The 26,162-nt window shown below is 62.5% G+C and carries 28 protein-coding genes; 16 read left to right on the top strand and 12 right to left on the bottom strand.

The genetic code is table 11. The annotated features are described in order from the left end of the window. Window positions 1-5: 5 nt before the first annotated feature. From ACKAMS_RS26160 to ACKAMS_RS26140, 5 genes are read right to left on the bottom strand one after another with little or no spacing between them, the layout of a single operon-like run. Window positions 6-503: a hypothetical protein gene (locus tag ACKAMS_RS26160; RefSeq protein ID WP_021332600.1), complete on the bottom strand. Its 498-nt coding sequence runs from the start codon at window positions 501-503 to the stop codon at window positions 6-8. Window positions 504-522: 19 nt separating this feature from the next. Continuing rightward, a complete protein-coding gene (locus tag ACKAMS_RS26155; RefSeq protein WP_047889407.1) occupies window positions 523-1,986 on the bottom strand; it encodes an aldehyde dehydrogenase in 1,464 nt (487 codons plus the stop codon). A gap of 31 nt (window positions 1,987-2,017) precedes the next feature. Next, window positions 2,018-3,394, bottom strand: a complete 1,377-nt coding sequence (locus ACKAMS_RS26150; RefSeq protein WP_408989792.1) for a glutamine synthetase family protein — start codon at window positions 3,392-3,394, stop codon at window positions 2,018-2,020. Beyond that, window positions 3,391-4,164 carry an SDR family NAD(P)-dependent oxidoreductase gene (locus ACKAMS_RS26145; RefSeq protein ID WP_021332597.1) on the bottom strand — a complete coding sequence of 258 codons (774 nt, stop codon included), beginning with the start codon at window positions 4,162-4,164 and terminating at the stop codon, window positions 3,391-3,393. The genes ACKAMS_RS26150 and ACKAMS_RS26145 overlap by 4 nt, the downstream gene beginning before the upstream one ends. Further along, window positions 4,148-4,954: a gamma-glutamyl-gamma-aminobutyrate hydrolase family protein gene (locus ACKAMS_RS26140; protein WP_408989791.1), complete on the bottom strand. Its 807-nt coding sequence runs from the start codon at window positions 4,952-4,954 to the stop codon at window positions 4,148-4,150. Before ACKAMS_RS26140 ends, ACKAMS_RS26145 begins: the two co-directional genes overlap by 17 nt. 186 nt (window positions 4,955-5,140) lie before the next feature. Here ACKAMS_RS26140 and ACKAMS_RS26135 point away from each other — a divergent pair, with 186 nt between their 5' ends. From ACKAMS_RS26135 to ACKAMS_RS26100, 8 genes are all read left to right on the top strand, one after another. Beyond that, on the top strand, window positions 5,141-5,863 hold the full coding sequence (locus tag ACKAMS_RS26135) for a FadR/GntR family transcriptional regulator (protein WP_021332595.1): 723 nt from the start codon (window positions 5,141-5,143) through the stop codon (window positions 5,861-5,863). 98 nt (window positions 5,864-5,961) lie between these two features. Next, window positions 5,962-7,392: an APC family permease gene (locus tag ACKAMS_RS26130; protein WP_408989790.1), complete on the top strand. Its 1,431-nt coding sequence runs from the start codon at window positions 5,962-5,964 to the stop codon at window positions 7,390-7,392. Between the two features lie 54 nt (window positions 7,393-7,446). Continuing rightward, window positions 7,447-8,127, top strand: coding sequence for a hypothetical protein (locus ACKAMS_RS26125; protein WP_408989789.1), 681 nt, complete (start codon window positions 7,447-7,449; stop codon window positions 8,125-8,127). 65 nt (window positions 8,128-8,192) lie between these two features. Beyond that, window positions 8,193-8,567, top strand: a complete 375-nt coding sequence (locus ACKAMS_RS26120) for a nuclear transport factor 2 family protein (protein WP_003942502.1) — start codon at window positions 8,193-8,195, stop codon at window positions 8,565-8,567. Window position 8,568: 1 nt separating this feature from the next. Further along, window positions 8,569-9,525 carry an alpha/beta fold hydrolase gene (locus ACKAMS_RS26115; RefSeq protein ID WP_408989788.1) on the top strand — a complete coding sequence of 319 codons (957 nt, stop codon included), beginning with the start codon at window positions 8,569-8,571 and terminating at the stop codon, window positions 9,523-9,525. A 33-nt stretch (window positions 9,526-9,558) separates the two neighbouring features. Beyond that, entirely contained in the window at window positions 9,559-10,515 is a 957-nt protein-coding gene (locus tag ACKAMS_RS26110) for an SMP-30/gluconolactonase/LRE family protein (protein ID WP_408989787.1), read from the top strand. A 68-nt stretch (window positions 10,516-10,583) separates the two neighbouring features. Beyond that, the gene (locus tag ACKAMS_RS26105; RefSeq protein WP_408989786.1) at window positions 10,584-11,642 is read left to right on the top strand and encodes a Dyp-type peroxidase; all 1,059 of its coding nucleotides are present in this window, start codon (window positions 10,584-10,586) and stop codon (window positions 11,640-11,642) included. Beyond that, on the top strand, window positions 11,639-12,433 hold the full coding sequence (locus ACKAMS_RS26100) for a family 1 encapsulin nanocompartment shell protein (RefSeq protein ID WP_020909834.1): 795 nt from the start codon (window positions 11,639-11,641) through the stop codon (window positions 12,431-12,433). The genes ACKAMS_RS26105 and ACKAMS_RS26100 overlap by 4 nt, the downstream gene beginning before the upstream one ends. Here the strand turns inward: ACKAMS_RS26100 and ACKAMS_RS26095 are convergent. The 3 genes from ACKAMS_RS26095 to ACKAMS_RS26085 are packed head-to-tail and all read right to left on the bottom strand — an operon-like array spanning window position 12,422 to window position 14,086. Further along, complete coding sequence (locus tag ACKAMS_RS26095; RefSeq protein WP_020909833.1) at window positions 12,422-12,748, bottom strand: hypothetical protein; 327 nt, start codon at window positions 12,746-12,748, stop codon at window positions 12,422-12,424. The two genes, ACKAMS_RS26100 and ACKAMS_RS26095, sit on opposite strands and share 12 nt — an antisense overlap. After that, window positions 12,745-13,569 carry a DUF692 domain-containing protein gene (locus tag ACKAMS_RS26090; protein WP_408989785.1) on the bottom strand — a complete coding sequence of 275 codons (825 nt, stop codon included), beginning with the start codon at window positions 13,567-13,569 and terminating at the stop codon, window positions 12,745-12,747. The genes ACKAMS_RS26095 and ACKAMS_RS26090 overlap by 4 nt, the downstream gene beginning before the upstream one ends. Window positions 13,570-13,615: 46 nt before the next feature. After that, window positions 13,616-14,086, bottom strand: coding sequence for an Lrp/AsnC family transcriptional regulator (locus ACKAMS_RS26085; RefSeq protein WP_020971454.1), 471 nt, complete (start codon window positions 14,084-14,086; stop codon window positions 13,616-13,618). A 154-nt stretch (window positions 14,087-14,240) separates the two neighbouring features. Between ACKAMS_RS26085 and pdhA the strand changes: the two genes are divergently transcribed. Genes pdhA through ACKAMS_RS26060 form a run of 5 tightly spaced genes read left to right on the top strand, consistent with a single transcriptional unit; the run spans window position 14,241 to window position 20,135 of the window. Further along, a complete protein-coding gene (gene pdhA / locus ACKAMS_RS26080) occupies window positions 14,241-15,368 on the top strand; it encodes a pyruvate dehydrogenase (acetyl-transferring) E1 component subunit alpha (protein WP_408989784.1) in 1,128 nt (375 codons plus the stop codon). Between the two features lie 2 nt (window positions 15,369-15,370). After that, entirely contained in the window at window positions 15,371-16,375 is a 1,005-nt protein-coding gene (locus ACKAMS_RS26075) for an alpha-ketoacid dehydrogenase subunit beta (RefSeq protein ID WP_408989783.1), read from the top strand. Further along, complete coding sequence (locus tag ACKAMS_RS26070; RefSeq protein WP_408989782.1) at window positions 16,372-17,595, top strand: dihydrolipoamide acetyltransferase family protein; 1,224 nt, start codon at window positions 16,372-16,374, stop codon at window positions 17,593-17,595. Before ACKAMS_RS26075 ends, ACKAMS_RS26070 begins: the two co-directional genes overlap by 4 nt. Next, window positions 17,595-19,004, top strand: a complete 1,410-nt coding sequence (gene lpdA, locus ACKAMS_RS26065; RefSeq protein WP_408989781.1) for a dihydrolipoyl dehydrogenase — start codon at window positions 17,595-17,597, stop codon at window positions 19,002-19,004. The genes ACKAMS_RS26070 and lpdA overlap by 1 nt, the downstream gene beginning before the upstream one ends. Window positions 19,005-19,028: 24 nt before the next feature. Further along, window positions 19,029-20,135, top strand: coding sequence for a Glu/Leu/Phe/Val dehydrogenase dimerization domain-containing protein (locus ACKAMS_RS26060; RefSeq protein WP_279163296.1), 1,107 nt, complete (start codon window positions 19,029-19,031; stop codon window positions 20,133-20,135). Here ACKAMS_RS26060 and ACKAMS_RS26055 read toward each other — a convergent pair. From ACKAMS_RS26055 to ACKAMS_RS26040, 4 genes are all read right to left on the bottom strand, one after another. Beyond that, entirely contained in the window at window positions 20,064-20,972 is a 909-nt protein-coding gene (locus ACKAMS_RS26055) for a TIGR04222 domain-containing membrane protein (protein WP_408989780.1), read from the bottom strand. The genes ACKAMS_RS26060 and ACKAMS_RS26055 overlap by 72 nt on opposite strands. Beyond that, window positions 20,969-21,883: a TIGR04222 domain-containing membrane protein gene (locus ACKAMS_RS26050; RefSeq protein ID WP_020909824.1), complete on the bottom strand. Its 915-nt coding sequence runs from the start codon at window positions 21,881-21,883 to the stop codon at window positions 20,969-20,971. Before ACKAMS_RS26050 ends, ACKAMS_RS26055 begins: the two co-directional genes overlap by 4 nt. Before the next feature lie 5 nt (window positions 21,884-21,888). Beyond that, window positions 21,889-22,668 (bottom strand): TIGR04222 domain-containing membrane protein, encoded by a 780-nt coding sequence (locus ACKAMS_RS26045; protein ID WP_151532122.1) that lies wholly within the window; start codon window positions 22,666-22,668, stop codon window positions 21,889-21,891. Between the two features lie 139 nt (window positions 22,669-22,807). Then, on the bottom strand, window positions 22,808-23,485 hold the full coding sequence (locus ACKAMS_RS26040) for an SDR family oxidoreductase (protein ID WP_408989779.1): 678 nt from the start codon (window positions 23,483-23,485) through the stop codon (window positions 22,808-22,810). 77 nt (window positions 23,486-23,562) lie between these two features. Between ACKAMS_RS26040 and ACKAMS_RS26035 the strand changes: the two genes are divergently transcribed. Genes ACKAMS_RS26035 through ACKAMS_RS26025 form a run of 3 tightly spaced genes read left to right on the top strand, consistent with a single transcriptional unit; the run spans window position 23,563 to window position 26,099 of the window. Next, a complete protein-coding gene (locus ACKAMS_RS26035; RefSeq protein ID WP_408989778.1) occupies window positions 23,563-24,489 on the top strand; it encodes a metal ABC transporter substrate-binding protein in 927 nt (308 codons plus the stop codon). Next, window positions 24,486-25,217 (top strand): metal ABC transporter ATP-binding protein, encoded by a 732-nt coding sequence (locus tag ACKAMS_RS26030; protein WP_020909821.1) that lies wholly within the window; start codon window positions 24,486-24,488, stop codon window positions 25,215-25,217. Before ACKAMS_RS26035 ends, ACKAMS_RS26030 begins: the two co-directional genes overlap by 4 nt. A 3-nt stretch (window positions 25,218-25,220) precedes the next feature. After that, window positions 25,221-26,099 (top strand): metal ABC transporter permease, encoded by an 879-nt coding sequence (locus ACKAMS_RS26025; protein WP_069146765.1) that lies wholly within the window; start codon window positions 25,221-25,223, stop codon window positions 26,097-26,099. Window positions 26,100-26,162: the final 63 nt, after the last annotated feature.

The following is a 26,162-nucleotide window of genomic DNA, read 5'->3' as shown; positions in this document are numbered from 1 at the left end:
CGACGTCATGCAAGATGAATCTTCTGCAGCGAGATCTCACCCCGCAGTGGACGCTCTGCAACCTGCGCCAGATCAGAGACGAATGTGTCCGCGTTCGATCGGGTAGTGGTGAGTTGAACCGACAGAACGTTGTTCGCCTGACTGCACACGGTTGCGCCGTGCCGGTAGGCGACCAGCGCGACTGGATCGACGCGTTGGAAAGTCGCGGTGACGTGTAGGCCGACCTGTGGGGTCACCGGAACAAACGGGCCGTGGTCCGTCTTGATGCGGACTATCCCGACGATCTTGTTGAGACGCTTGATCAGCATGGCGTCCGAAATCGTTGTCGGGCAACGGTACGCAATTGACATACCGCTGACTCCCGGCGATGTCACGGACATCCACGTGGACAGACTGACGACCTCTACGCCAAGCTTCCACCCCAGCGAAGAAATGCGGGCGAGAACTGCTGCGGTGTCATGGCATTCGACGACCATGGTGCCAACCCGTGTCGTTTCACCCATTCCCACGACCTCTTTCGGCTTAGAGAGGCAGTCCGGGCGCATCGACACCGACGATTCGCGATCCCCGGAAGAAGTCGAGAAGCTCTTTGTCGCCGTGTGCGCCGATACCGCTTCCGCCCCAGAAACTCTGGGTCGAGTGGTCGTCGAGGTCCAGGAGGCTGGTGCTGTTGATCTTGTTCTCACCGCACTCGATTCGGGTCGCAAGTTCACGAGCGGCGTCGACGTCGGCGCCGAACACGTATCCGGCCAGGCCGGTATCGAGAGCGTTGGCCTCGAGCAGCGCCTGCTCGTCGGTAGATGCTCGGTGCACGGTCAGGATCGGCCCGAAGGTCTCCGTCTTGGTGTGCTCCGACGAGATCCCGTGCACCACAGTCGGAGGGAAGAACCATCCGGAAAGGTCCGGCACAGGGGTGCTCGAGACGGCCGTGCCGCCCACGCCGCGGAGAAACTCCACGGTCGCCCGCATCCTTTGGAGTTGAGGCTCGTTCGCCTGCGGACCCATCGTGATGTTGTCGTCATCGGTTCGGCCGAGCGCGATTTCAGCCGTGCGGTCGAGTATTGCGTCGACAAGACGGTCGTGAAGGTGCGGCGGCACGAAGACGCTTCCCGGACTCTCACACCATTGCCCGTTGAGTTTGGTGAACCCGTCGACGAGCGCGGTGGCAGTCAGATCGATGTCGGCGTCGGCGCGGACGATCACGGGGTTGTTGCTGCCGAGCTCGAGTTGAAGCGCCTTGAAATCGGTTGAAGCCGCAGCGGCGATTGAACTGCCGGCTGCTCGACCGCCGGTGAAGGCCAGTGCTCGGATTCGTCGATCGGTGGCCAGTAGGTCCCCGACGTCCCCGTCTCCGTGAATGAGCTGAAACAGAGCTTTCGGCGCGTCGACTTCGGCGATGGCACGTGAGATCGCCTCGGCAAGCACGTTGGGACCCGACGGTGCCCAGTTGGAGGGCTTGGCGATGACCGGAGCACCTGCGGCCAAAGCGAATGCGGTCTTCTTGGCCGTGATGAAGCTCGGTGCGTTCCACGGTGCGATCACAGCGGTCGGGCCCCAAGCCAGCCGATGTAATTGTGCACCTGACGCCAGCTGCTCGAACCCGGAGGAGTTCTCCAGATGCCTTGCAGCACTGCGAAATAGATCGGGAAGCCCGCCGGCGAAAAGTGTGCTGATCAAAAGCGGAAGACCGTTGTTCTTGGAGTCCTCACGGGCGATCGCCGCAGTTCGTTCCTCGACAAGTTCAGCCGTTCTCTCGAGTAGGCGCACCCGGTCGGCTACCGATCGACGGGTCCAGACACCCGATCGATGGAGTTCTGTCGCGGCGGTGATTGCCCTCTCCACCTGTTCGGTGGAGGACGAGAGTTGGGCTTGCAGTTTCTCTCCGGTGTCGGGATCGGTGAGAAATTCGCCGAGTTCGATAGCCGGTGTTTCGACGTTTCCGTCGATCGTGTTGTTCTGGGGCACGAGTGAGCATGAAGTGGTCATGACTGTCCTTCGTGGCGAAATCGTGTGTAGGTCAGATGTTGTCGAGGTAGCGTTCGCGTTCCCAGTCGGTGACCGCGGACATGAAGGAATCCCATTCGTCCTTGGCGACCGCCGCATAGTGCGACACGACCTCGGCGCCGAACGCCGCGAGTGCGAACTCACTGGCCTCGAGCGCACGCGCCGCCTCGTCGAGTGTGCCGGGCAGCGGTTGTTGCTTCACCTTCTCGAGTGTGTCTGTGTCGCTGTACCCGTCGCGTCGTACCGGTGCGCCGGGATCGAGCTTTCGTGTCAGACCGTCGTTCATCGATGCCAAGACTGCGGCCAGTGCGAGATATGGATTTGCGTCCGCCCCTGGCAGTCTCATTTCGAGACGGTTGGCGGACGGCGCTCCGGTGATGAGTCGGCAGGTGGTAGTCCTGTTATCGAAACCCCAGGTCAAGCCGTTCCCCGAGAAATCGTGACTGGCTCGGGTCCGGCGCATCGAGTTGATGGTCGGCGTGTAGAACAGCATGAGTTCCGGGCAGTGCTCGAGAACTCCGCCGACGGCGTGCAGTAGTTCGGCGCTCGCCGTGTTTTCAGCGCTCGCATCGTGGAACGGGAAGGTGTCGTCGCTACGCATGGACGCGTGAATATGACACGACGAGCCCATGCCGTCGGTGCTCGGACGTGCCATGAAGGTCGCCGTGAGCCCTTCTGCCGCGGCGACGTCGTGAACCACCTGCTTGAAGAGCACATGGCGGTCGGCCATCTCGAGAGCGGTTCCGTATTCGAGGTTGATCTCCCACTGGCCCAGGCCGTATTCGACCTGTGAAACCTCGATGGGAATTGCGCTCTCCTCCAACGCGGTTCGTACCTTGCGGAAGAAGGGTTCCATCGCGTTGCCGGCGGTGATGGTGTAATCAGAGGGCACCAGGGTGGTGGGTTCGAGATCTCGGTATCCGCTGCGCCTCAACGCGTCGGGGGTACCCCGGTAGAGGTGGAACTCGAGTTCCGTTGCCGCGTAGACGGTGTGGCCGTCTGATTCGAGCTTGTCGATCTGCTTGCGCAGGATCGTGCGCGGTGCGATCGGGACGAGCTCGCCGGTATGTTCGTCGACCGAGTCTGCGATGACGATGGCAGTGGACTCGAGCCACGACGCACGTCGAAGTGTCCCCAGATCGGGTCGCAGACGGAAGTCGTGCCAGCCGGTGTGCCCGCCGGCGTAGTCGACTACCAGTTTGTCCATACGCTGGTTGGCATCCCAGGCGTACACACAGGTGCACACGTGCAGGCCCTCGTCGACGTTGCCGAGGAAAATTCGCGTCGGGACCCGTTTGCCGATTAATCGCCCGTAGAGGTCGATACCGGCGATGAGGACGGTGTCGATGTCGGACTCGGCGAGCTCGGCCGTGGTGAGCCGGCCTTTCATCGGGCGAGCCATCCGCCGTCGACGGGCAGCTGGACCCCACTGATGTAGGAGGCGTCGTCGGACAGCAGGAAGGAGACTGCAGCACCCATGTCTTCGGGGCGTCCGACGCGCGGTACCAGGAGCCTGGACTTCATGAAGTCGAGAACTTCGCCGGAGGAGACGTCGATGCCAGGCAGGAATGCGGTCGGTACCGGCCCGGGGGCGATTGCGTTGACTCGTACGTTGTACCGCGAGAGTTCGACGGCCAGAGCCTTCGTCAGCATCTTCACTCCACCCTTCGACGCGTTGTAGTGGACCTGGGCGAAGCCCTGGGAGGACACAACCACGTCCGCTTCCACCGTCGACAAGTTCACCACAGCGCCGCTGTTGCCGTCGCGGAAGTACGGGGTGGCGATCTGCGTGACGATGAACATGCCCTTGAGATTGACGTCGAGGACGAGGTCCCACTCTTCGTCGGTGAGGTTCTCGAGAGAACTCATCGTGATCAGACCGGCGTTGTTGACGAGGTAGTCGAAGCGTCCCCATTCGGCGACGGTCGCTTCGAAGGCGGCGCTCACTGCGGCGCGGTCGCGCACATCGGCTTCGAGGGCGAGCGCAGGTGTGCCGTACTGTGATTCGATCAGTGCGACGGTCTCCTTTGCACTTTCGATGTGAAGGTCCACGACCGCAACGCGGGCACCGTCGGAGGCGAGACGCAGCGCGATGCCGCGGCCGATTCCGGAACCTGCACCGGTGATGAGGGCGACCTTGTTCTCATGCGTACGTGACATTGTTGTCTTCCATTCTGTGATGATCGGTCTGGTGAGAAGAATCGGTCCGACGGGAGGTTGCAGCGTCGACGAGCCACGAGAAGAGCGGGTCGATTTCGACGAAGAATTCGGGGTGCCACTGCACTCCCACCACGGGGCGATCGGCGGCCTGGATGGCTTCGGCGACGCCGTCGAGCGCGCGTCCGACGATCCGAAGCCCGCTCCCCGGGGTGTCCACGGCTTGGTGGTGAAGGCTGTTCACGTGAATGCTGTTGCCGAACAGACTGTGTGGGACGGAACCGGATTCCAGAGCGACCTGTTGCGGTCGGTACGAACGCGGATAACCGAAGAAGCTGTGTGCCTCACCGGCGTCGGTCGGAAGGTCGGCAATCAGAGTGCCCCCGCGGGCGACGTTGACGACCTGGTGTCCTCGACATACACCCAGGATCGGGAGTCCGATTTCCCAGGCTGCATCGACCAGGGCGAACTCGAATTCGTCCCGAGCGGGTTCGATCATCGAGGAGTTTGGTCCGGGGGTGCGGCCGTATCGCCTGGGGTCCACGTCGGAACCACCGCTGAGGACGAGGGCGTCGAGATGCTCGACGATTCGGCGCGGATCACTGTGGATGCTCAGCAGGATCGGTTGACCACCGGCAGCGCGGATTTTCGAGGGAAAATCGGTGAAGAACATTTCCATCAACGCGTCGCCGACGACGTTGGGTAGTGACGGCCCGCCGCGGTCGACGCGGCCGGTGACTCCGATCAGGGGCATGGCGGGGAGTGCCTCCGCCGTCATCGTGAATTGGGTCATAGGAGCGAGCATAGAACCATTGAATGGCTTTTCGCTAGAGTTTGGCTTGTAAAGTTGGGGTAACGGGTTCGAAGTGCCGCGCGCTGCTGTATCTATTCAAGGACAGTTGCGAATGGGAGCGTTCGATTTCGTAGGTCAAGACGAAGCGTAAGTGTCGGTCCAGGCACCGAGTAGGGGGTACGAGACGTGCAGATCGACAAGCTGCCGGCCATCGAATTCATGGTCAGTGCACCGACGTTGGGGGAGGATATCGCTCGACGCTTGCGACTGCTCATTCACAGCGGCGCGCTCAGCCCCGGTGATCGCCTGCCGTCCGAGCGTGAACTGTCTCAGCAACTCGAAGTCGGTCGAGTCAGTGTGCGAGAAGCGGTCCGAATCCTTCAGGCGATGGGATACATAGAGGTGCGGCGAGGAGCCACGGGCGGATCGTTCGTTTCGGAGTTGACCAGGCCTTATGAAGACTGGGTTGGCCAGTTGAAAGCGCGAGAAGCAGACATCGACGAGATCGTCGACCTCCGTATCGGGTTGGAAATGCGCACGGCAAGCCTCGCGGCGGTCCGGCGAACCGATCGTCATCTTCTCGAGTTGCTCGAATCCATTGAGCAATTGGGGGTTTCCGGAAGTCGGGGATCGTTCCGGGCTTGTGACGCCAGGTTCCACGGCGGTATCGCCAGAGCGGCGGGAAACAGCAGGTTGGAGGCCGCTGTGGTCGAGGCTCGCGGCGAAATGTTCGTCCCCGTCGATCATCTCGTGTTCGAAGACCAGGTCGAGGCTTCGAGGGTGGAGCACAAGGAAATCTTCGAGGCGATCAAGCGGGGCGACAGCGCTCGCGCGGCGGAGGCAATGGAACGTCACATTCTGCACGCAAAAGACGAGCTCAAACGCTTGGCGCTGCAGGAAGAAGGCTGACGGGAGCGCGACGAACGGACGGTTCGTCCCGTTTTTCGCAAGTAAAAGTTTTGTGAATTGGGTCCCGAATCGACTTCAATGGTTCTAACATCGCCGGTATGACCCATACTTCCGTCAATGCTTCACATGATGCATCCGGCGATGACCGAACTCTACGAGGCTCGCTGGGTACCGGTTCGATAGTCCTCATGGTCGTTGCCGCGGCCGCTCCGCTGACTGTGATCAGTGGGCTTGTGCCGCTGGGCATTTCCGGTGGCAACGGTGCGGGCTTCCCCATGACCTTCGCCGTGACCACCGGTGTACTTCTGCTCTTCGCCGTCGGATTCACCGCGATGTCGCGTTACCTCCCGGGAACCGGCGCGTTCTATCTCTACGTCGGACATGGTCTCGGCCGTGGTGCCGGTGTCGGCAGTGCGATGTTGGCGCTTGTCAGTTACAGCACAGTGCAATTGGCGGTGTACGGCTACCTCGGCCCGGCAATGAGTTCGTTGATCACCTCCTACGGTGGTCCGGATGTGCCGTGGTGGATCTTCTCGCTCGCCTCGTTGGCTCTGGTAGCCGTCCTGGGATTTCGTCATATCGAATTGTCGGGCAAGGTGCTCGGCATCCTGTTGATCGCAGAGGTCGGGATCGTTGTCGTACTCGACGCTTTCATCATCGCCGACGGTGGCCCGGAAGGTCCGTCGACGGCAATGTTCTCTCCGTCGGATATTTTCTCCGGATCCCCCGGTGTCGCATTGGTATTCGCGCTTGCCGGCTACATCGGGTTCGAGTCGACGGCGATCTTCCGCGATGAGGCGAAGGATCCCGCGCGGACTATCCCGCGAGCGACATACGCCGCCTTGATCCTCATCGGCGGCTTCTATGCTCTCTCCAGTTGGGCGGTCGTGACGGCGTGGGGCGACAAGGGTGCAGTGGACATTGCGAGCACCGATCCCGACGGCATGTTGATCACCACTGCCACTGACTTTGCCGGAACGGTGACAGCCCATCTGATTCAAATTCTGTTGGTGTCCAGTCTCTTTGCCGCAGTTCTGTCTCTCCACAATGTCTTGGCCAGATACATCTTTGTTCTGTCGAACACCGGCGTTCTGCCGGGTGCAGGTGGGCGGACGCACCGCGTGCATGGTTCGCCGCACATCGCGTCGGTGGTGCAATCCTGCTGTGCTCTAGTGCTTCTCGGAGCTTGCATCGTCATCGGTCTGGATCCGGTGACACAGATCTTCGCGTGGTTCGCCGGCGTCGCGACGGTGGGGATCGTGGCTCTCATGTTGCTCACGTGCCTCGCCGTTCTCGTATTCTTTCATCGTACGAAGGTCGATCAGCGCCTCTGGCACACCAAACTTGCCCCGAGCCTGGGGCTCGTCGGCCTCATCGGATTCGCGATCGCCATTGCCGGAAACCTCCCGCTTCTTCTGGGCGGCAACGTTCTGGCCGTGGTGATGACCGGAGTGCTGGTGCTCGCGTTTGTGGGAGGATTCCTCTATGCGCGTCGACGCAAGCAAGTGAGCTTCGAACTCCCGTCATGAGAGGGCCTTCGGTGAAATGATGGGTGCACCCGCACTCGAGAAAGCAGGACGCCCATGACATTCGCGGATCTGGACGGCGATGAACTGTGGAGTTATCTGCAGGAGCGTTCAGGATTGCCCGGCCCGCGCGCGAACCTCGCGCTCATGCTCGAGTTCGCGCGCGGCGCCGATGACGACGACATCCTGCAGGCGGCGGAGTCCGAAGACGAATACATCCGCTGTTGTGGGATCGTCGGGCTCGGATTCATTCTCGTTCGTTCGCGCGACGAGGCTGTTCTGGACAGTCTGACGGAGGCGACCACTAGTGCTTCGTGGCGTGCACGTGAAGCTGCCGCAATGGCCGTTCAAGCGATAGGTGACGCGGATCCGGAATTGTTCCGGGCGATCATCGAGCAGTGGTCACGCTCCGCCCATCCGTTGACGCTGCGCGCAGCGGCTGCCGGGATCTGCGAGCCGCGGTTGCTGAAGGACAAGACCAACGCTGCGCAGGCCGTCCAGGTGTGCCGAGACGCTACCGAGTGGATCGTCTCGCAACCAGCTGATGCCCGTCGTGACGCCGACACACGTACTCTCCGGCAGGCGCTCGGATACTGCTGGAGCGTCGCGGTCGCGGCTGATCCGGAGAATGCCCTGCCGGCATTCGTCTCCCTGGAGGCGTCGGACGACGCCGATGTCGTCTGGATCGTCCGGGAGAACCGGAAGAAGGCTCGCCTGCGCAAGGTGCTCGAAACCTGACCCGTGGACCAGGGACCTAGGTTATCCTCAGAATTAGAACCTGTTCTAACTACGAGGGGTAGACCATGGCACCGTCCGCAGAGGTAATCCGCAAGACCGTCGACGCCTACATCGAGACAGTTGCCACGGGCACTGCCGCCCAGGTTGTGGCCCTGTATGCCGAGGGTGCAACCGTTGAAGACCCGGTTGGTACCGACGTTCGCACCACCCGCGAGTCCATTCTCGAGTTCTACTCCGTGATCGAGAATTTCGACCAGGAAGCTCACCTTCAGACCCTCCGCATCGCCGGAAACGAAGCGGCATTCCACTTCTCGCTGATCACCAAGCTCGGCGAGCAGACCCTGACCATCGCACCCATCGACGTCATGACCTTCGACGACGACGGAAAGATCCTGTCGATGCGTGCATTCTGGAACCAGGAAGACATGATCACCGCCTGACATGACGGTCAAGACGATCGATGTCGACGGATTCCGTTGGCAGATTGACGATTCCGGTTCGGGGACAGCTGTGGTTATGTGTCACGGCTTTCCCGGCCTCGGGTACAGCTATCGGCATCAGTCGGCAGCGTTGACGGAAGCGGGTTTTCGGGCGATCGCCCTCGACATGCCCGGTTACGGCGGCACTACCCGCCCCGAAGCGGTCGAGGACTACACCAACGATGCCGTCGCGAACCGGCTGATCGACCTACTCGACGCTCTCGGAATCGACAAAGCGGTGTTCGTCGGCCACGATTTCGGCGCGCCCGTCGCGTGGACCACCGCTCTGCGCCATCCCGATCGTGTTGCGGGGCTTGTCTCGTTGGCGGTCCCCTACGCGCCCGACAGGTTTCCCGCAAAACCCTCGACCATCTACGCCGCGATGGCGCGCAAGCATTTTCTGCACATTCACTATTTCCAGGAACCGGGTGCCGCGGAGCGCGAACTCGACGCCCGTCCACGTGAGTTTCTTCAGCGGCTCTTCCATGCCCTCTCCGGGGCTTACCGGTACCTCGACGTCTGGAAGAACCCGTCCGAAGGAAACGGCTACCTCGACGTACTGCCCGCGGCGCCTGCATTGCCGTGGTCGTGGCTCACCGAGGACGATCTGGATGTTTATGTAAAGGCCTTTACTGCAACAGGTTTCACAGGCGGCTTGAACTGGTACCGAGCGTACGACGCCAATTGGGAACGCAGTGCGGATCTGGACGGCGCGAACGTCAACGTCCCGACGCTCTTCGTGGCGGGCGCCGAGGATCCGGTCATAGCGATGAGCGGCCCCAAGGCATTGGACCGCATGAAGGACACCGTCCCCGACCTGCGGGGTGTGCACCTTCTCGGCGGCGCGGGGCACTTCGTACAGCAGGAACGTGCTACCGAGGTCAATGAACTTTTGATCTCTTTCCTTCGGTCGCTCTAGGCGAAATCGGGCCGAAGGTCTAGCGTTGCGCAGATGCGCACCAGGATCTTCGATCGCGGTATTCGGGTAGGTATCACCGGTGCTCTTGTTGCCGGTTCGCTTCTGGCTCTGGGTGTGTCCGGTGCCGCGGCCGCGCCGCCCTGCCCTGGATCGTCCCCCGCAATCCTCAGCGCCCAGATTCCGGGCGCAGCCCTCGAGGGTGTCACCGTGGACGGGCAGGGTCGCCTGTACACGACAGACCTGGTGAGTGGTCGAATCTTCCGCGTCGACGCGCCTGGTCAGGCCGCAGTTCCGATCGCGACGGTTCCCGGCGGTGCGGGCGCACTCGCGTGGAGCCCGGACGGTTCACTGCTGGTGGGAACCGGAGCAAACGCCGGCGTGCTGATCGGCGATCTGACGCGTGCTGCATCGGTCGCGCGGGTGGACGTGAACTCGGGTGCCGTGACGCCGATCGCCGGTGGTTTGAGCGCTGCAAACGGCCTCGCCGTCGCGCACGACGGAACGATCTATGCCACCAACGATTTCGGTTCGTTGATCGGTAAGGTCAGTCCAGGCGGTGCCGTCGACCCGGCGTGGGCGACCTTCCCGAGTGCAAACGGCGCCGCCCTGAGTGCCGATAATCGCTGGCTCTACGTCTCGCGCACGTTCGCAAACCCGGGTGTCAGCCGCATCTCCGTCGACAATCCAGGGTATTCGGAATCGTTGGTCGATCTCGGTGGTATCGAAACCTTCTCTGCCCCAGATGGTTTGACCCTGGACTCGCGAGATCGCGCAATCGTTCCCACGGACATCAGTGGTGAGGTGTGGCGGATCGACGGACCCGGCCAATACTGCTCGCTCACCAGCGGACTGCAGGCGTCGAGTGTGTTGACCTATGGGCGCGGCAATTCCGGATTCGCGAGCGGGCATCTCTACCGCGCTGGGTTCGACGGAAAGATCTTCGAGATTCCGGCTGGCTTCGATGCGGGTGCCCAGGCCGCGACACCGTAACGCGACACCTTCACTCGTCTTACCCACTACTGATGCCGGGACTGCCGGAATCGTCCATACTGGTCTGCATGGCGGAAACGAGTGAGATCGACGAGGCCGAAGTGGCCCTTCCCGCGATACCGCAGCCGTTGCTGACCCCGCTCACCGAAGCTGCGATCTTCCTGGTTTTCACCATCGACGAGGGTGGTGAGCAGGCAGTTCACGACGTTCTGGCCGATATTTCCGGACTGCAACGCTCGATCGGATTCCGGGTTCCCGCCGGTGGCTTGGCCGCCGTCGTCGGCATCGGTTCGGATGCGTGGGACCGTCTGTTCGAGGGTCCACGGCCGGCAGAATTGCATCCTTTTGTCGAGTTGACCGGTGACAAACACCACGCTCCCCGCACACCGGGCGATCTGTTGTTCCACATCCGGGCCCGTCAGATGGACCTGTGCTTCGAGTTCGCCACGGTTGTGACCAACAGGTTGGCCGGCGCCGCGTCGGTGATCGACGAGGTCCACGGGTTCAAGTATTTCGAGCAACGCGACCTCATGGGTTTTGTCGACGGCACCGAGAATCCGTCCGGGCAGGCCGCCTACGTTGCGGTCACCGTCGGTGACGAGGATCCGGACTTCGCAGGCAGCAGTTACGTCATCGTCCAGAAGTACCTCCACGACATGTCGGAGTGGAACTCACTGCCCGTCGAGGAGCAGGAGAACGTCATCGGACGCTCCAAGCTCGAAGACCTCGAGATGGACGACGACACCAAACCGGCCAACTCGCACACCGCACTCACCGTCATCGAAGACGAATCCGGTGAGCAGATCCAGATTCTGCGCGACAACATGCCGTTCGGCCACGTCGGCTCCGCTGAGATGGGTACCTATTTCATCGGTTACTCGGCGTCGCCGACGGTCACCGAGCAGATGCTGACCAACATGTTCATCGGGAATCCCGTCGGCAATTACGACCGCATTCTCGATTTCTCCACCGCCGTCACCGGAATCAATTTCTTCGTTCCGACGGCGGACTTTCTCGACGATCCCCCGAACGCGCCGACCAGGCTCGTTCCCGAAGCGACGTTCACAGCGCCCATCTCTGACGGTTCTCTCGGAATCGGCAGCCTCAAAAGGAGTGCCCAGCAATGACAAACCTGCACCGCGACCTAGCACCCATTTCGGCAGCAGCCTGGGCCGAGATCGAAGAAGAGGCGAGCCGTACCTTCAAGCGCCACGTCGCCGGTCGTCGTGTGGTGGACGTGGAGGGCCCGTCGGGTGACGATCTTGCGGCCATCCCGCTCGGACATCAGGTGCCGATCAATCCCTTGGCCGACGGCGTCATCGCACACGCTCGTCAGTCGCAGCCGGTCATCGAACTGCGGGTCCCGTTCACCGTCAGCCGTCAGGCCATCGACGACGTCGAACGCGGCGCCAAGGACTCCGACTGGCAGCCGGTCAAGGATGCCGCCAAGCAGATCGCGTTCGCCGAGGACCGCGCCATCTTCGAGGGATACCCCGCAGCCAGCATTACCGGCGTGCGGGCCAGCGGTTCCAACCCGGAATTGAAGCTCCCCATCGACGCCAAGGACTACCCGGAAGCCATCAGCCAGGCGATCACGTCACTGCGCCTGGCCGGTGTCAACGGACCGTACTCATTGCTCCTGAACGCCGACGCGTTCACCGCGATCAACGAGACCTCCGATCACGGCTACCCCATCCGCGAGCACCTGCGACGCGTTCTCGACGGCGAGATCATCTGGGCCCCGGCCATCGACGGCGCTTTCCTGCTGTCGACGCGTGGTGGTGACTACGAGCTGCATCTGGGCCAGGACCTGTCCATCGGTTACCTCTCGCACGATGCGAACTCCGTCGAGCTGTACTTCCAGGAATCGATGACGTTCCTCATGTACACCAGCGAAGCCGTTGTCTCACTTGCGTGAGAGCTTTCGAAACCTCTGATACCAGGGCGGGCGAGGCAGTTCGCCGATGTCCTGGAGGTGGGCGACAAAAGCCTGGGCGTCCGCGTGCGAAGACGTCTTCGGCCGTCCGTCCGCCCACGCTGTGAACAACCGAAGATAGCGATCGCCGAGAGTGTGGCGCACGACCGGAAGGTGGTGCGCCACTTCTCCTGCGCGCTTTCGGAGCAGTGCCGTCGAGACAACGGCAGCATCGTCTTTGTCGAAGCCTTCGGGTAGTTCGCCGCCTGCCACCAGTGCGCGAATCAGTGCCTCTTGACGCTCACCGAGCGCGCTCATGTGCGTGACCAATCGGTGCCCGCGGTGATGCGATCGAGCCCCGATGCGTCGGCGATGGCATCGAGTTCGTCGAGCAATTCCAGTGCCGGCGGATAGTTTCCGTCACGCTCGAGCATTATTGCGGGATGGTGACCGGCGGCGGTGAACTGCGCAAGGAGTTCCAGCACGGCTTCGGGCACAGGATCGGTATGCGTGTCGTGGTATTTGCCGTCGCTGATGCTGCCACCGGCGATGTGGCAGTATGCGATTCGCTCGAGTGGTAGCCGGATCAGCTCGGCCCAGGCATCACGCCCTCGGTTGAGGGCATTGGCATAGACGTTCGCGATGTCGAGAACCAGCAGAGCCCCGGTGCGTTCGACGATCTCCGAGAGAAACTCCCCTTCGGTCAACTCGTCGTCGGGCCAGTCGAAAAGGGCGGCAACGTTTTCGACGGCAAACGGCACCGGTAGACCGTCCTGAGTGCGGGTGATGTTGCGTACCAAGACATCGATCGCTTCGTAGGTGCGTGGCAGTGGGAGCAGGTGCCCGGCCTCTATGCCGCCCGCCCGCACGAATGCAATGTGCTCACTCGCCAAGGGGGCGTCCAGTAGCTGGGCTGCATGCGCAAGGTGATCGATCCGTGCCTGATCGACCGCCTCGGCCCCGCCAAGGGAGAGCGAGATTCCGTGCGGGATCACCGGAACTCCCAGCGAACCGAGGTGCGGCGGTATCTCGTTTCCGATGGATTCGGCAATGACTTCGCAGAATGCCAGGCCGTCTAGCTGCGCGATGATTCCGGATACCTCGGGACGCCAACCGATTCCCAGGCCGTACAGGGTCATTCGAGTCACCTCCCGTGTGCAACTGCTAACGGCGACTATAGACGGATCAGCCGGGCAACCAGTTGGGTCCCGGACCGTTGCCTTCTTCGAAGATCAGCCACGTTTTGGTCGAGAGAACCCCGTCGAGTCCCTGGAGTTCTTCGAGAACGGTGTGGCGTAGTTCCTGGTTGTCCGGGGCTCGAACCAGCACCAGAACGTCGAAGTCGCCGCCGAGGAGGGAGAAGTGCTCGACAAACGGCAGTGCCTTCAACGACGCAGCCAGACCTCGCCACGAGTGCTGCCTGATCGAGAGCGCCACGTACGCCGAGGAGCCGAGTCCGGCCTTCTCATGGGCGATCCGCGTCGTGAATCCGGTGATGATTCCGGCGTCCTCGAGCCTTTCGATGCGGACGTAGGCGTGAGCGCGAGATATATGCGCCTTCTCGGCCAGTGCACGCATGGAGATGCGACTGTCTGCGACCAGTTCGGCGATGATGCGGCGGTCGATCGCATCGAGAGCGTGCGGTTCGGTGGCCATCTGTCCATTCCTGCTTCGGTAGTCGAGTCGGTTGATGGACATATTGCTGCCCGAATCCTCATGATAGGCCGTTTGTCTTGAATCTTCGGCGCCTTCTGCCATTACGTCGCCGAAGTGCGAATACTGATGGACACAACGTCTTCTGGAGGTAGAAGTGACTCTTGTCGAGCCCTTGGGGGAACTGCGGTATCAAAAGTTCCTGCCGGCCGATTCCGCGGTGCAGTACCTCGACCCTGCTGGAGAACTGACGCGCAGCGAGGCGCGCTACGCAGAACCGAGCGACGATCGCCTGATCGAGATGTATCGAAAGATGTTCCTGGGCAGACGCTTCGACCAGCAGGCGACGGCGCTGACCAAACAGGGGCGCTTGGCCGTGTATCCGTCCTCGCGAGGGCAGGAGGCATGCCAGATCGCGGCAGCGATGAGTCTGGAGCCGAGTGACTGGCTCTTCCCCACCTATCGGGATTCGATGGCGTTGGCTGCTCGGGGTGTCGATCCGGTGCAGATTCTGAGCATGCTTTCCGGTGACTGGCACTGCGGGTACGACCCGGTAGCGCTGCGCAGTGCGCCGCAGTGCACCCCGCTGGCAACGCAATTGCTGCATGCAGCGGGGGTGGCCTACGGGGAGTCCCGACGGGGCCTGAACACCGTCGCGCTCGCGCTCTGCGGTGACGGGGCCACCAGTGAGGGTGATTTCCACGAAGCGCTGAACTTCGCCGCCGTCTTCAAGGCGCCGGTCGTCTTTCTGGTGCAGAACAACGGATTTGCGATCAGCGTCCCGTTGTCACGTCAAAGCGCAGCACCGACGTTGGCGCACAAGGGTGTCGGCTACGGGATCGGCAGCGAGCAGGTCGACGGCAACGATCCTGTTGCGATGATGGCCGTCATGGACGAGGCGGCGCGCTTCGTCCGCAGCGGAAACGGACCGGTGATCGTCGAGGCACACACCTATCGCATCGACGCACACACCAACGCCGACGACGCCACCCGCTACCGCGACAGCGCCGAGGTGGAAAGCTGGCGCGGGCGAGATCCGTTGCCGCGTCTCGAAAAGTATCTGCGCGCACACGATCTGATCGACGACGCGTTCGTGGAATCACTGACCGCAGAGGCAGAAACCGAGGCCGCCACACTTCGCGCCGGCATGAACGTCGACCGCCCGCACGATCCGCTCGATCTGTTCCGGTACGTCTTCGCCGAGCAGACACCGCAATTGCGTGAGCAACAAGCCCAACTCGAAACCGAACTTGCCGCCGAAGCCGCTGACACAGGGGGACACTGACCATGCCCATGCTCACGATGGCTCAGGCCCTCAACACCGCGCTACGGGACTCTCTGGCTGCGGACGACAACGTTGTCGTCTTCGGTGAGGACGTCGGCACCCTGGGCGGCGTTTTCCGCGTCACCGACGGCCTCACCCGCGACTTCGGCGACGACCGATGCTTCGACACTCCCCTCGCCGAGTCCGGCATCATCGGATTCGCAATCGGCATGGCCATGGCTGGTTTTCGTCCGGTCGTGGAAATGCAGTTCGACGCGTTTGCCTATCCGGCATTCGAGCAGATCGCCTCCCACGTCGCAAAGATCCGCAACCGTACCAAGGGTGCACTGTCGATTCCGATAGTCATCCGTGTTCCTTTTGCCGGCGGTATCGGCGGGGTGGAGCATCACTGTGATTCCAGCGAGGGCTACTACGCACACACGCCCGGCCTGAAGGTCGTGGCGCCGTCCACGGTGGAAGATGCGTACTCACTGCTACGTTCGGCGATCGAGGACCCCGACCCGGTGATCTTCCTCGAACCCAAGAAGCTGTACTTCTCGCGAGCCGATGTCGAACTGACCGCACGGGAGCCGATCGGGTGCGCCGTCGTCCGGCGCCCCGGTCGTGACGCGACGCTCATTGCCTACGGTCCGTCCGTGGAGGTTGCACTGAAGTCCGCCGAGGCCGCTGCGGCCGAGGGCCGCGACATCGAGGTGATCGACATCCGGTCGATAGTTCCGTTCGACGACGAGACGGTCACCGCGTCGGTGCGAAAGACCGGACGCTGCATCGTCATCCAGGAAGCGCAGGGCTTTGCCGGTGTTGCTGCGGAAATTGCTGCTCGCGTGCAGGAGCGATGCTTCCACCATCTCCACGCTCCGGTGCTCAGGGTCAGCGGATTCGACATCCCCTACCCCGCGCCGAAGCTCGAGCGTCACCACCTGCCCAGCGTCGACCGTGTCCTGGACGCCGTCGACCGTCTGCAGTGGAACGACGCCCCGGACACCCGTTGGGCGGTGACGGCATGAGCAATCAGGTATTCATGCTCCCCGACCTGGGTGAAGGTCTGGCCGAGGCCGATATTGCGGAGTGGCACGTCAAGGTCGGCGACGTGGTCACCATCGATCAGATCGTCGTCGAGGTCGAGACCGCGAAAGCTGCTGTGGACGTGCCTATCCCGTTCGCCGGGACCGTCGTCGAATTACATGGCAAGGACGGCGACACCTTGAAGGTGGGCACGCCGTTGATCACTGTGAGTGGTGGCGGCAGTGTCGACGCGGTCGTTTCGGCCAACCACGAGCGTTACCGTGAAGAGGAACGCGCGGGTTCGGGCAACGTCCTGATCGGCTACGGCACCAGTGAGGATGCACCGAGACGCCGTCGCAAAGCTGCTCCGTCGGTACGCGTGATCTCACCAATCGTTCGTAAGCTGGCTGTCGACAACGATATCGACCTCTCCTTGCTCTCCGGATCCGGTGCCGGCGGGGTGATAACGCGCGCTGACGTCGAGGCCGGGTCGAACACCGGCCCGGAGACGGAAACGTCGCACGTGAGCGACCAACGCATCCCGATCAAGGGGCTTCGCAAGGTGGTGGCCGACAAGCTGTCCACCAGCCGCCGTGAGATCCCTGACGCGACAACCTGGGTCGACGTCGACGCCACCGAACTGTTGGCGGCGCGAGCCGAGATCAACAAGTCACTGCCCGATTCCGACAAGATCAGCCTGATGGCGCTCCTGGCTCGGCTGACCATCGCGGCGTTGGGGCAGTACCCCGAACTGAACTCGTCGGTCGATACTGCTCGAGGCGAGATCGTCCGACACGCCCGCATCCACCTGGGAATCGCCGCACAGACACCGAAGGGATTGATGGTGCCGGTCATTCGAAATGCGGACGCCCTGAGCACCGTCGAACTCGCACAGGCACTTCGGGTGACCACCGACCTTGCGTGCGACGGCAAACTCGAACCCGCCCGCCTGACCGGCGGCACGTTCACGCTCAACAACTACGGGGTATTCGGGGTTGACGGATCGACTCCGATCATCAATCACCCCGAGGCGGCAATTCTGGGGATCGGGCGCATCATCGACAAGCCGTGGGTGGTGAACGGCGAGTTGACCGTCCGTAAGGTCACTCAGATCTCGTTGAGCTTCGACCACCGCGTCTGTGACGGAGGCGAAGCCGGTGGATTCCTGAGGCTGTTCGGTGACTACATCGAGAACCCGATCCGCGTCCTGGGAAGGCTCTGATGACCAAGGCTCTGATGACCAAGGCTCCGATGACAACTGCAGAACAGCACAGTGATGTCGTGATCCTCGGTGGAGGATCGGGCGGCTATGCCTGCGCCATCCGCGCTGCCCAACTCGGATTGTCGGTCACGCTGATCGAGGCGGACAAGGTCGGCGGAACGTGCCTGCACCGCGGATGCATCCCGACCAAGGCGCTGCTGCATTCCGCCGAGGTCGCCGATTCGGCACGCACCAGTGAGCAATTCGGAGTCCGGGCATCTTTTGACGGCATCGACATCGCGCAGGTGCACGACTACAAGAACGGGACAGTCGAGCGGCTGTACAGCGGTCTGCAAGGTTTGTTGGCGCAACACAAGATCACTATCGTCAACGGATACGGAACGTACGTCGGTGGGCGAAGCATCGACGTCGACGGAACCCGCTATACCGGAACATCACTCGTTCTGGCCACCGGTTCGTATCCGCGGGAACTGCCCGGCATAGAACTCGGCCGCCGGATCCTCACCAGTGACCAGGCGCTCGAACTCGACCGGGTGCCCACCAGCGCGACAGTGCTCGGTGGCGGTGTCATCGGCGTCGAGTTCGCGAGCCTCTGGCGCTCGTTCGGCGCCGAAGTCACGATCGTCGAGGCACTCCCGCGACTGATCGCCGCGGAGGACCCGTGGTCGTCGAAGCAGCTGGAGCGGGCTTACCGGAAACGCGGAATCGTCTGTAAGACAGACACAAAGATCGTTTCCGCGAAAGAAGCAGCCGATTCGGTCCGCGTCGAACTAGGCGACGGAACGATATCCGATACCGAACTACTGTTGGTCGCCGTCGGCCGCGGACCCCGCACGGACGGTAACGGTTTCGAAGAAAACGGAATCCGCCTCGACAAGGGTTTTGTCGTTACCGACGAACGCCTCCGTACGTCCGTGGACGGTGTGTACGCGGTCGGCGACATCGTGCCCGGTCTTGCGTTGGCGCACCGAGGTTTCCAACAAGGAAACTTTGTGGCTGAACAGATCGCCGGGAAGGACCCGATACCGGTCGCCGAACACTTGATTCCTCGCGTGACGTACTCACATCCCGAAGTTGCATCAGTCGGACTCGGCGAAGAGGCGGCGCGCACGCAGTACGGCGACATCTCCACCGTCGTCTACGACCTGTCGGGTAACGGCAAGAGTCAGATCCTGCGAACCACCGGGGGAATCAAAGTGATTCGCAGCGGAACCAGAGGTCCCGTCGTCGGCGTCCACCTGGTAGGCGACCGGGTTGGTGAACTGATCGGTGAGGCGCAGTTGGCCGTCGCCTGGGAAGCACTTCCCGATGAGGTGGGGCGTTTCATCCACGCACACCCCAGCCAGAACGAGGCGTTGGGCGAGGCCATGCTCGCACTCGCGGGAACACCACTGCACGCGCACCGCTGAACCGTGACCAGAAGAGGATCTGCAATGAGCATCGACGACGAACTGCGCTGGGACGGTGAACTGACCGTCACCCGACATGATCGGGAGACCGACACGACCTTTGTAATCCGAATCGACTCCACCCGTCTGGGACCGGCGTCGGGTGGCACGCGGGCGGCGCATTACCCCTCGATCGGTCACGCGCTGGCGGACGCCGGGAAGTTGGCCGGCGCAATGACTTTGAAGATGGCGGTCTCCGACCTGCCGATGGGTGGCGGGAAGTCGGTGATAGCACTGCCCGCGCCGCGCAATCGGATCGACTCGGCGACTTGGTCTCGTATCCTCGACATTCACGCGGAGAACATCGACAAGCTCGAGGGAAACTACTGGACCGGTCCTGACGTCAACACCAACTCGTCCGACATGGATCAGCTCAGTCGCACCACCAAGTACGTCTTCGGGCGTTCGGTCGACAACGGTGGCGCCGGTTCCAGCGCGCACGCCACGGCTCTGGGCGTGTTCGAAGCGATGAAGGCCACGGCGCGCCGTCGTGGACTCGGAACACTCGACGGCCGAAAGGTGCTGGTTCAGGGGCTCGGCGCCGTCGGCGGGGATGTTGTGCGTCTCGCGGCTCAGGCTGGGGCACGCCTGCTTGTTGCCGATACGGACCCGCAGCGCCTCGAGGCGGCTTCTCTTGCGGGGCACACGATCGTTCCTGCGGACGAGGTACTTCGAACGTCGTGTGACCTCTTTGCTCCCTGTGCGATGGGAGGCATCATCGATTCCGCTGCTGCTGCGTCGATTCCGACTCTGGCCGTGGCGGGCGCAGCAAACAACATCTTGACCGATGCCGCTGCGGGCGAGGTTCTGCGAAGCCGCGGGGTTCTCTGTGCCCCTGATTTCGTGGCGAACGCAGGCGGAGCCTTTCACCTGGTGGGGCGAGAAGTCCTGGGGTGGAACGAAGACGACGTCGTCGAACGAACCCGAGGGATCGGTCGAACTCTGGACGAGGTGTATTCGTTGAGCGAGGAACGTGGCATCACTACCGAGGCCGCAGCGCTTCTGCTCGCCCGGACGCGGCTATCCCCCGCATCCACCACCGCCGCCGCCACATCCGCCACCCCCACTGCAGCTGCCGCCTCCCCCGTCTGAACCGCCACCGTCCGAACCCCCGCTACTTCCGCTGCCGTCGGCACCGATTCCGGCGGCGGAGGCCAAGGCGGGATTGATCATCAGCATCGCCGAACCTGCGAAGAGAGCGGCGGACATCCCCGCCAAGCGTGGGCCGTAGGCGGAGAAGGCAGGCTTGTTGCGCGGGGACAGGTAGGCGTGTGCCGTGGTCAGTTCCGAACGTGCCGCACTGCCCGAGGTGGTGCGATCGAAGTTGAGCCCGAGCAGCGGGATGCTGAACCCGGTGGCGAGTACGGCGAGAATCAGAAACTCGACGGGCTTGTCGTTGTGCAGTCCGAAAGCAATGCGGACGATACCCACGGCCACCAGGATCTTCAGCGGAACTGTGGAGAGAAAGATTGAACGCCTGGTGCTGTCGGAGGTCAGGTATCCCCGGTCCGCCAAAGAGTTTCGTAGGCGAGCTGTTTCCACCGTCATGCGCTCGGCGAGTTGCCGCCGACGATGGGGTAGAGCCTGCTGGGCCAGGCGCTGGTACACGGTGAGGGTGTACCAGTCCAGGGTCTCGTCGCCAGGGCCCAACGGGCGCAGGACAGCGCCGTCGGTGGTGATCAGATCAGCGCTACGCAGGATTGCCAATGACGCTGCGATGGCGCGTGACTCGCCGGTGAGCATTCCGACTTCCGGAGGTGTCAGTTGCTCGGCGGAATACCCGTGCCCGGCGGAATACCTGCACCGGCGTGCCCGGATCATCAGACGCCACCCCAGAGTGAGAACCATGAGCGTGGCCGATACGGCTATGTAGCCGTAGAGGAAATCCTCGCTGGGGATCCCCCACGTGTCGGCTGCATGCGTGCTCATCCCCCACACCCCCCGCCGCCGCAACTGCTACCGCTGCCGCCACCGCCGTCCGAGCCGGACGATCCGGATGAGGAGCCACAACTGTAGTAGCTCGAACCCCCGCCACCCGGGCTGTACGCGGCGCCCGCAGCCACCGCTCCCGCCAGCGCGGGATCGATCAGAACCAGAGCGCCCGAACCGAAGAGCGCCGCCGAGAGCCCGGCGAGCGAGGGACCGTAGCTCGTGTACGCGGGCCGCAGTTTCGGTGAGAGGTACGAGTTTTCGTGCTTGAGGCGTCGAAGCTCGCTGTCGCCCAAAGCTGTCCGACGACGCTTGATGCGGAGAAGTGGAATCATCAGCGCGAGAACGATGATGGTGAGGAGCAGAAACCCGACCGGCTTACCGCCGGCGATGCCGGCGACGAGACGGACTACGCCGAGACCAATTACCGCCAGGATCGGAACGGTCCGAAAGGCAGCAGTCAGCCCGTCCTGCGGGCGTTGCAAGTATCCCTCGTCGATCAGCGTCGTACGTAGTTGTGCGAGTGCGACGTTCAGCCGTCCCATCAGACGCACCTGCCGCAGCGGGACCTTTCCGTTGCCGAGTCGCTTGTGCACGGTACGGGTGAACCAGTCGAGACGACTCTTGTCCTCCGCAGTGAGTGCCAGCTTGGTCTTTCCTTCGGTGCTGATCAGTTCGGCGCTGCGCAGAATAGCCATCGACGCCAGAACGGCCTGGTAGTCACTGGTCAAGGCGCCGATCTCGGGAGGAGTGAGCGGCCGACGGACCGAGTCGACGACCACGGGCGACCGGCGCGCAGTCATTCGGCTGTACAGCGAGAGTCCGATCGCGACGGCAGCCGCCACCAGGTACCACTGAAGGAAAGTCTGGCTGGGGATCCCCCACGTGTCGGCTGAGTAGTAGTTGTTCACCGCACTCACCCCCCACAGCTCACGGTGCTCGAGAAGGTCGAGCAACTGGACGGTGAAGACCCGCCGCCGCATCCGGGTGCCCAACCGCCGTCGCGGCCCGGACCGAAGAGTGCCGCGGCAATACCCGCCGACGTCGCCCCGTAGGTAGCAAACGACGGTTGGAAATTCGGTGTGAGGTAGGAGTATTCGTCCTTCAGGCGACTCAATTCGACCTGGCCGAAACGAGTGCGTCGGCTCAGGCGGAGAAGGGTTACGACAATCAGGGCGAGGCAGACGACCACGAGCGGAAGGTATCCCACCGGGTTCTCGTTCACGACAGTGAATCCGGTCCTGATCGTGCCGACCACGGCGACGACAACGACCGGTACCACGGACAATCGCGTCAAAGTGTGTTCACGATTGCCGTTCAGGTAGCCGGCCTGCACCAGGTCGCTACGAAGCTCCAACAGCGGCAGCGGAAGTGTCGGCACGAGCCGGGAGGGCACGGCAGTTCCACCGGCGTCGTCGATCCGCTGGCGGACGATGCGGGTGAAGCGGTCATGCTGACCCTGGCCGGCAGAATGTGCAGCACTCTCGAGTTCTGCCACGGCAGCGCGTACCGCACGCTCGTCGCTGGTCAGTACTCCCATCTCCGGTGGTGTGAGTGTGCGCAATGCAGGTGTGGGCTTGCGCATGGCGACGCCTCTGATCACAAGTGCGATCACCATCGCTCCGGTGGCAGCGGCGACGTACCACCCGAGGAAAGCCTCGGTGGAAATTCCCCACGTATTCGTATGATCATGCATCGCACACCACCTCTCGATGAACTCCTGAGAACCAGTCCAGTCTCTTTGTCCGACAACTGATGTCAGTATCGGGCCAGTACCCGGAAAAGCGATATCCGGGTGGCCATCGTCATCATTCCGTTACCGGCGAACTGGGGATTTACCGGCCGGTAGGTCGAAGCACGATCTCCGTGGGGTGTGCGTCGGACGGTGTTTCGACGGCAGTGAGTACGGCACGCGCCACAGTGGAGGCCTTCAGGAAGCGCTCCGGGTCGTACTCGTCGCCCTCGCCGGCGACGATGTCGCGCTGCATATCGGTGTCGATCCGACCGGGGTGAATGGAGGTGACCCGCAAGGACGGCTCTTCCAGGCGCAGGGCGTCTCCGAACGCGCGCAGGGCGAACTTGCTGGCCGCGTACGAGCCCCAGCCGGCGTTGGCGCGCAGTCCGGCACCCGAATTGATCAGTACGACGTGGCCACCGGCTGCCCTGAGGGCAGGAAGGAGGACACGAGTGAGTTCGGCGACGGCGATGACGTTTGCCTCGAGGGTGTGTCGCCACTGATCGACCGAGGATTCCTCGATGGTTCCGATGTCGGCCATGCCGGCGTTGTGTACCAGCACGTCTAGCGTCGTGATGGACGAGGCAGCGACCGCGACGGCGGCGTAGTCCGTGAGGTCGAGGGGTAGAGGCGTCGATCCGGGTAGTTCCGCGCAGATCGGCTCGAGGGCCTGCGCGGATCGTGCACCGAGCAGCAGGTCGTGTGTCGGCGCCAGTTCGCGTGCGATGGCAGCTCCGAGGCCGCGACTGGAACCGGTGATCAAGGCAGTAGGACGCATGGTCCGAGCCTATCGAGTGTGAATTGTTCGGCTATACGAACTTGTGTATTTGTTTACCCACATATTAGAGTTCGAGCATGACGACTCGCGACGCGAAGAACTTCCGCCGCCTGGGAATTGCCGCCCTCGCCGCCCTGCTTCTCTCCAGCTGTTCTGCGGTGAATTCCGGCTCCGACGACGACCGCCCGGTGGTGCTCACCACGTTCACCGTGCTGTCGGACATCGCCCAGAACGTTGCCGGCGATCACCTTCGCGTCGAGTCGATCACCAAGGCGGGGGCGGAAATTCACGGCTACGAGCCGACGCCCGGAGACATTCGGCGGGCGAGCGAAGCCGATCTGATCCTCGACAACGGCATGAACCTCGAGGCGTGGTTCGCGAAATTCGTCAACGGTCTGGACGTGCCACACGTCGTGGTCAGCGACGGTGTCGAAGGCATTCCGATCGCCGGTGACGCGTATGCGGGCAAGCCCAATCCGCATGCGTGGATGTCTCCGTTGAATACGCAGATCTACGTCGACAACATGGTGACTGCTTTCAGTGACCTCGACCCGGACAACGCCTCGGCATTTGCGGAGAACGGCGCGAAGTACAAGGCGGAACTGCAAGCAGTGCAGGACGGCCTGGTCAGTGGGCTGGCGGCATTGCCCGCAGGTCAGCGCGCACTCGTCAGTTGCGAGGGTGCGTTCTCCTATCTGGCCAGGGACGCGGGACTCAGCGAGGCCTACATCTGGCCGGTCAATGCCGAGCAGCAGGCGACGCCGCAGCAGATCATCGCCGCGATCGACTTCGTCCGGGCCAATTCCGTTCCCGCTGTCTTCTGCGAGTCGACGGTCTCGGATGCCCCCATGCAGCAGGTTGTCGGGGCGACCGGTGCGAAATTCGGTGGGACGCTGTACGTCGACTCGCTGTCCGAAGACGACGGTCCCGTGCCCACCTACCTGGACATGATTCGCCACGACACCGACGTCATCCTCGGCGGTCTGACCGGCGGTAAATCATGAACGAAGCCATTCGCGTCGAAAACGTCAGCGTTCACTACGGCGAGGTCCACGCACTGGACCATGTCGATCTGACGTTGAATTCCGGAAGCGTCTGCGGATTGATCGGTATGAACGGTTCAGGAAAGTCGACCCTGTTCAAGGTGATCATGGGAATGATCAAGCCGGACAACGGCTCTGTGAGAATCGCCGGTCTCGACGCAGCCGCTGCGCGCAAGAGCGGCCGCGTCGGATACGTGCCGCAGAGTGAAGACGTCGACTGGACCTTCCCGATCAGTGTCCATGACGTCGTGATGATGGGCAGGTACGGCCACCTCGGGTTCTTGCGACGTCCGCGGCGTGCAGATCGCGAGGCGGTGGCAGAGGCCCTCGAGCGAGTAGAACTCACCGAATTTGCGGATCGTCAGATCGGTCAGCTCTCGGGTGGTCAGAAGAAGCGCGCCTTCGTCGCACGCGGTATCGCACAGGACGCGTCGATACTGTTGCTGGACGAGCCTTTTGCCGGCGTCGACAAGCGTTCCGAGGCAACGATTTCGACGCTGCTACGAGAGTTGGCTTCCGACGGCCGATCGATCTTGGTCTCGACTCACGACCTCCACGCCGTGCCGAAACTCTGCGACGAGGCGGTACTGCTCATGCGCAAGGTTCTGGTGCACGCCGACCCGGACACCGTGCTTCAACCGGAAAACCTCGCCCTGGCTTTCGGTCTCGACGTGATGGACAGGACCTGATCGATGAACCTCGTAGAACTGCTACTTGATCCTCTCCAGTACGGATTCATGGTGCGCGCGTTGGCCGTTGCGGTTGTGGCGGCGGTTGTCTGCGCGGTGCTCAGTTGTTGGTTGGTGCTCATCGGGTGGTCACTGATGGGCGATGCCGTCTCGCACGCTGTCCTGCCCGGTGTTGTCCTCGCCTACGTCGTCGGCGCTCCATTTGCCATCGGGGCCTTGATCTTCGGGCTGATCGCCGTCGCACTGATCGGACTGATCCGTAACACCAGCCGCGTCAAGGAAGACGCCGCGATCGGTATCGTCTTCACGACTCTCTTTGCGTTCGGTTTGGTTCTCATCTCGGTGACCCCCAGCCAGACCGATCTCAACCACATCATTTTCGGCAACCTGCTGGGGGTGAGCTCGTCCGATCTTCTGCAGGTCGCGATACTCGGCGCGTTGGCGTTGAGCATTCTGTTGATCAAGCGTCGCGATCTGACGTTGTTTGCCTTCGACCCGATCCATGCCAACGCGATAGGTCTTTCGCCCAAGCGTCTCGGAGCGCTGCTACTCGGCGTCCTCGCACTCACGTCCGTTGTGGCGCTGCAAGCCGTCGGGGTCGTGCTGGTGGTGGCGATGCTGATCATCCCCGGCGCGACGGCCTACCTTCTCACTGAGAAGTTCTCGCGGATGCTGGTGATAGCTCCGGTGGTTTCCGCAATCTGTGCGATTACGGGTATCTACGTCAGCTACTACCTCGACACAGCTTCCGGGGGCATGGTTGTGATGACGCAGGGCATCGTGTTCGCCCTGGTGTACCTGTTCAGCCCGTCGCAGGGGGTCATTGCGAAATGGACTTCGCAGCGGCGTAGGACCCGAGCGGAATACAGCGCCGTGGTTTGACGGGCGGTCTTGATCGTTCGTCCAGTTAACAATCCGCTACCAAATCGGGTAGGTTCGTACGGG

This window comes from Rhodococcus sp. 5A-K4, from assembly GCF_046097995.1.
GTDB lineage: Bacteria > Actinomycetota > Actinomycetes > Mycobacteriales > Mycobacteriaceae > Rhodococcus_F > Rhodococcus_F erythropolis.
Note: the sequence above shows the minus strand (reverse complement) of the source record. Positions and strands in the feature narration are given on the sequence as shown.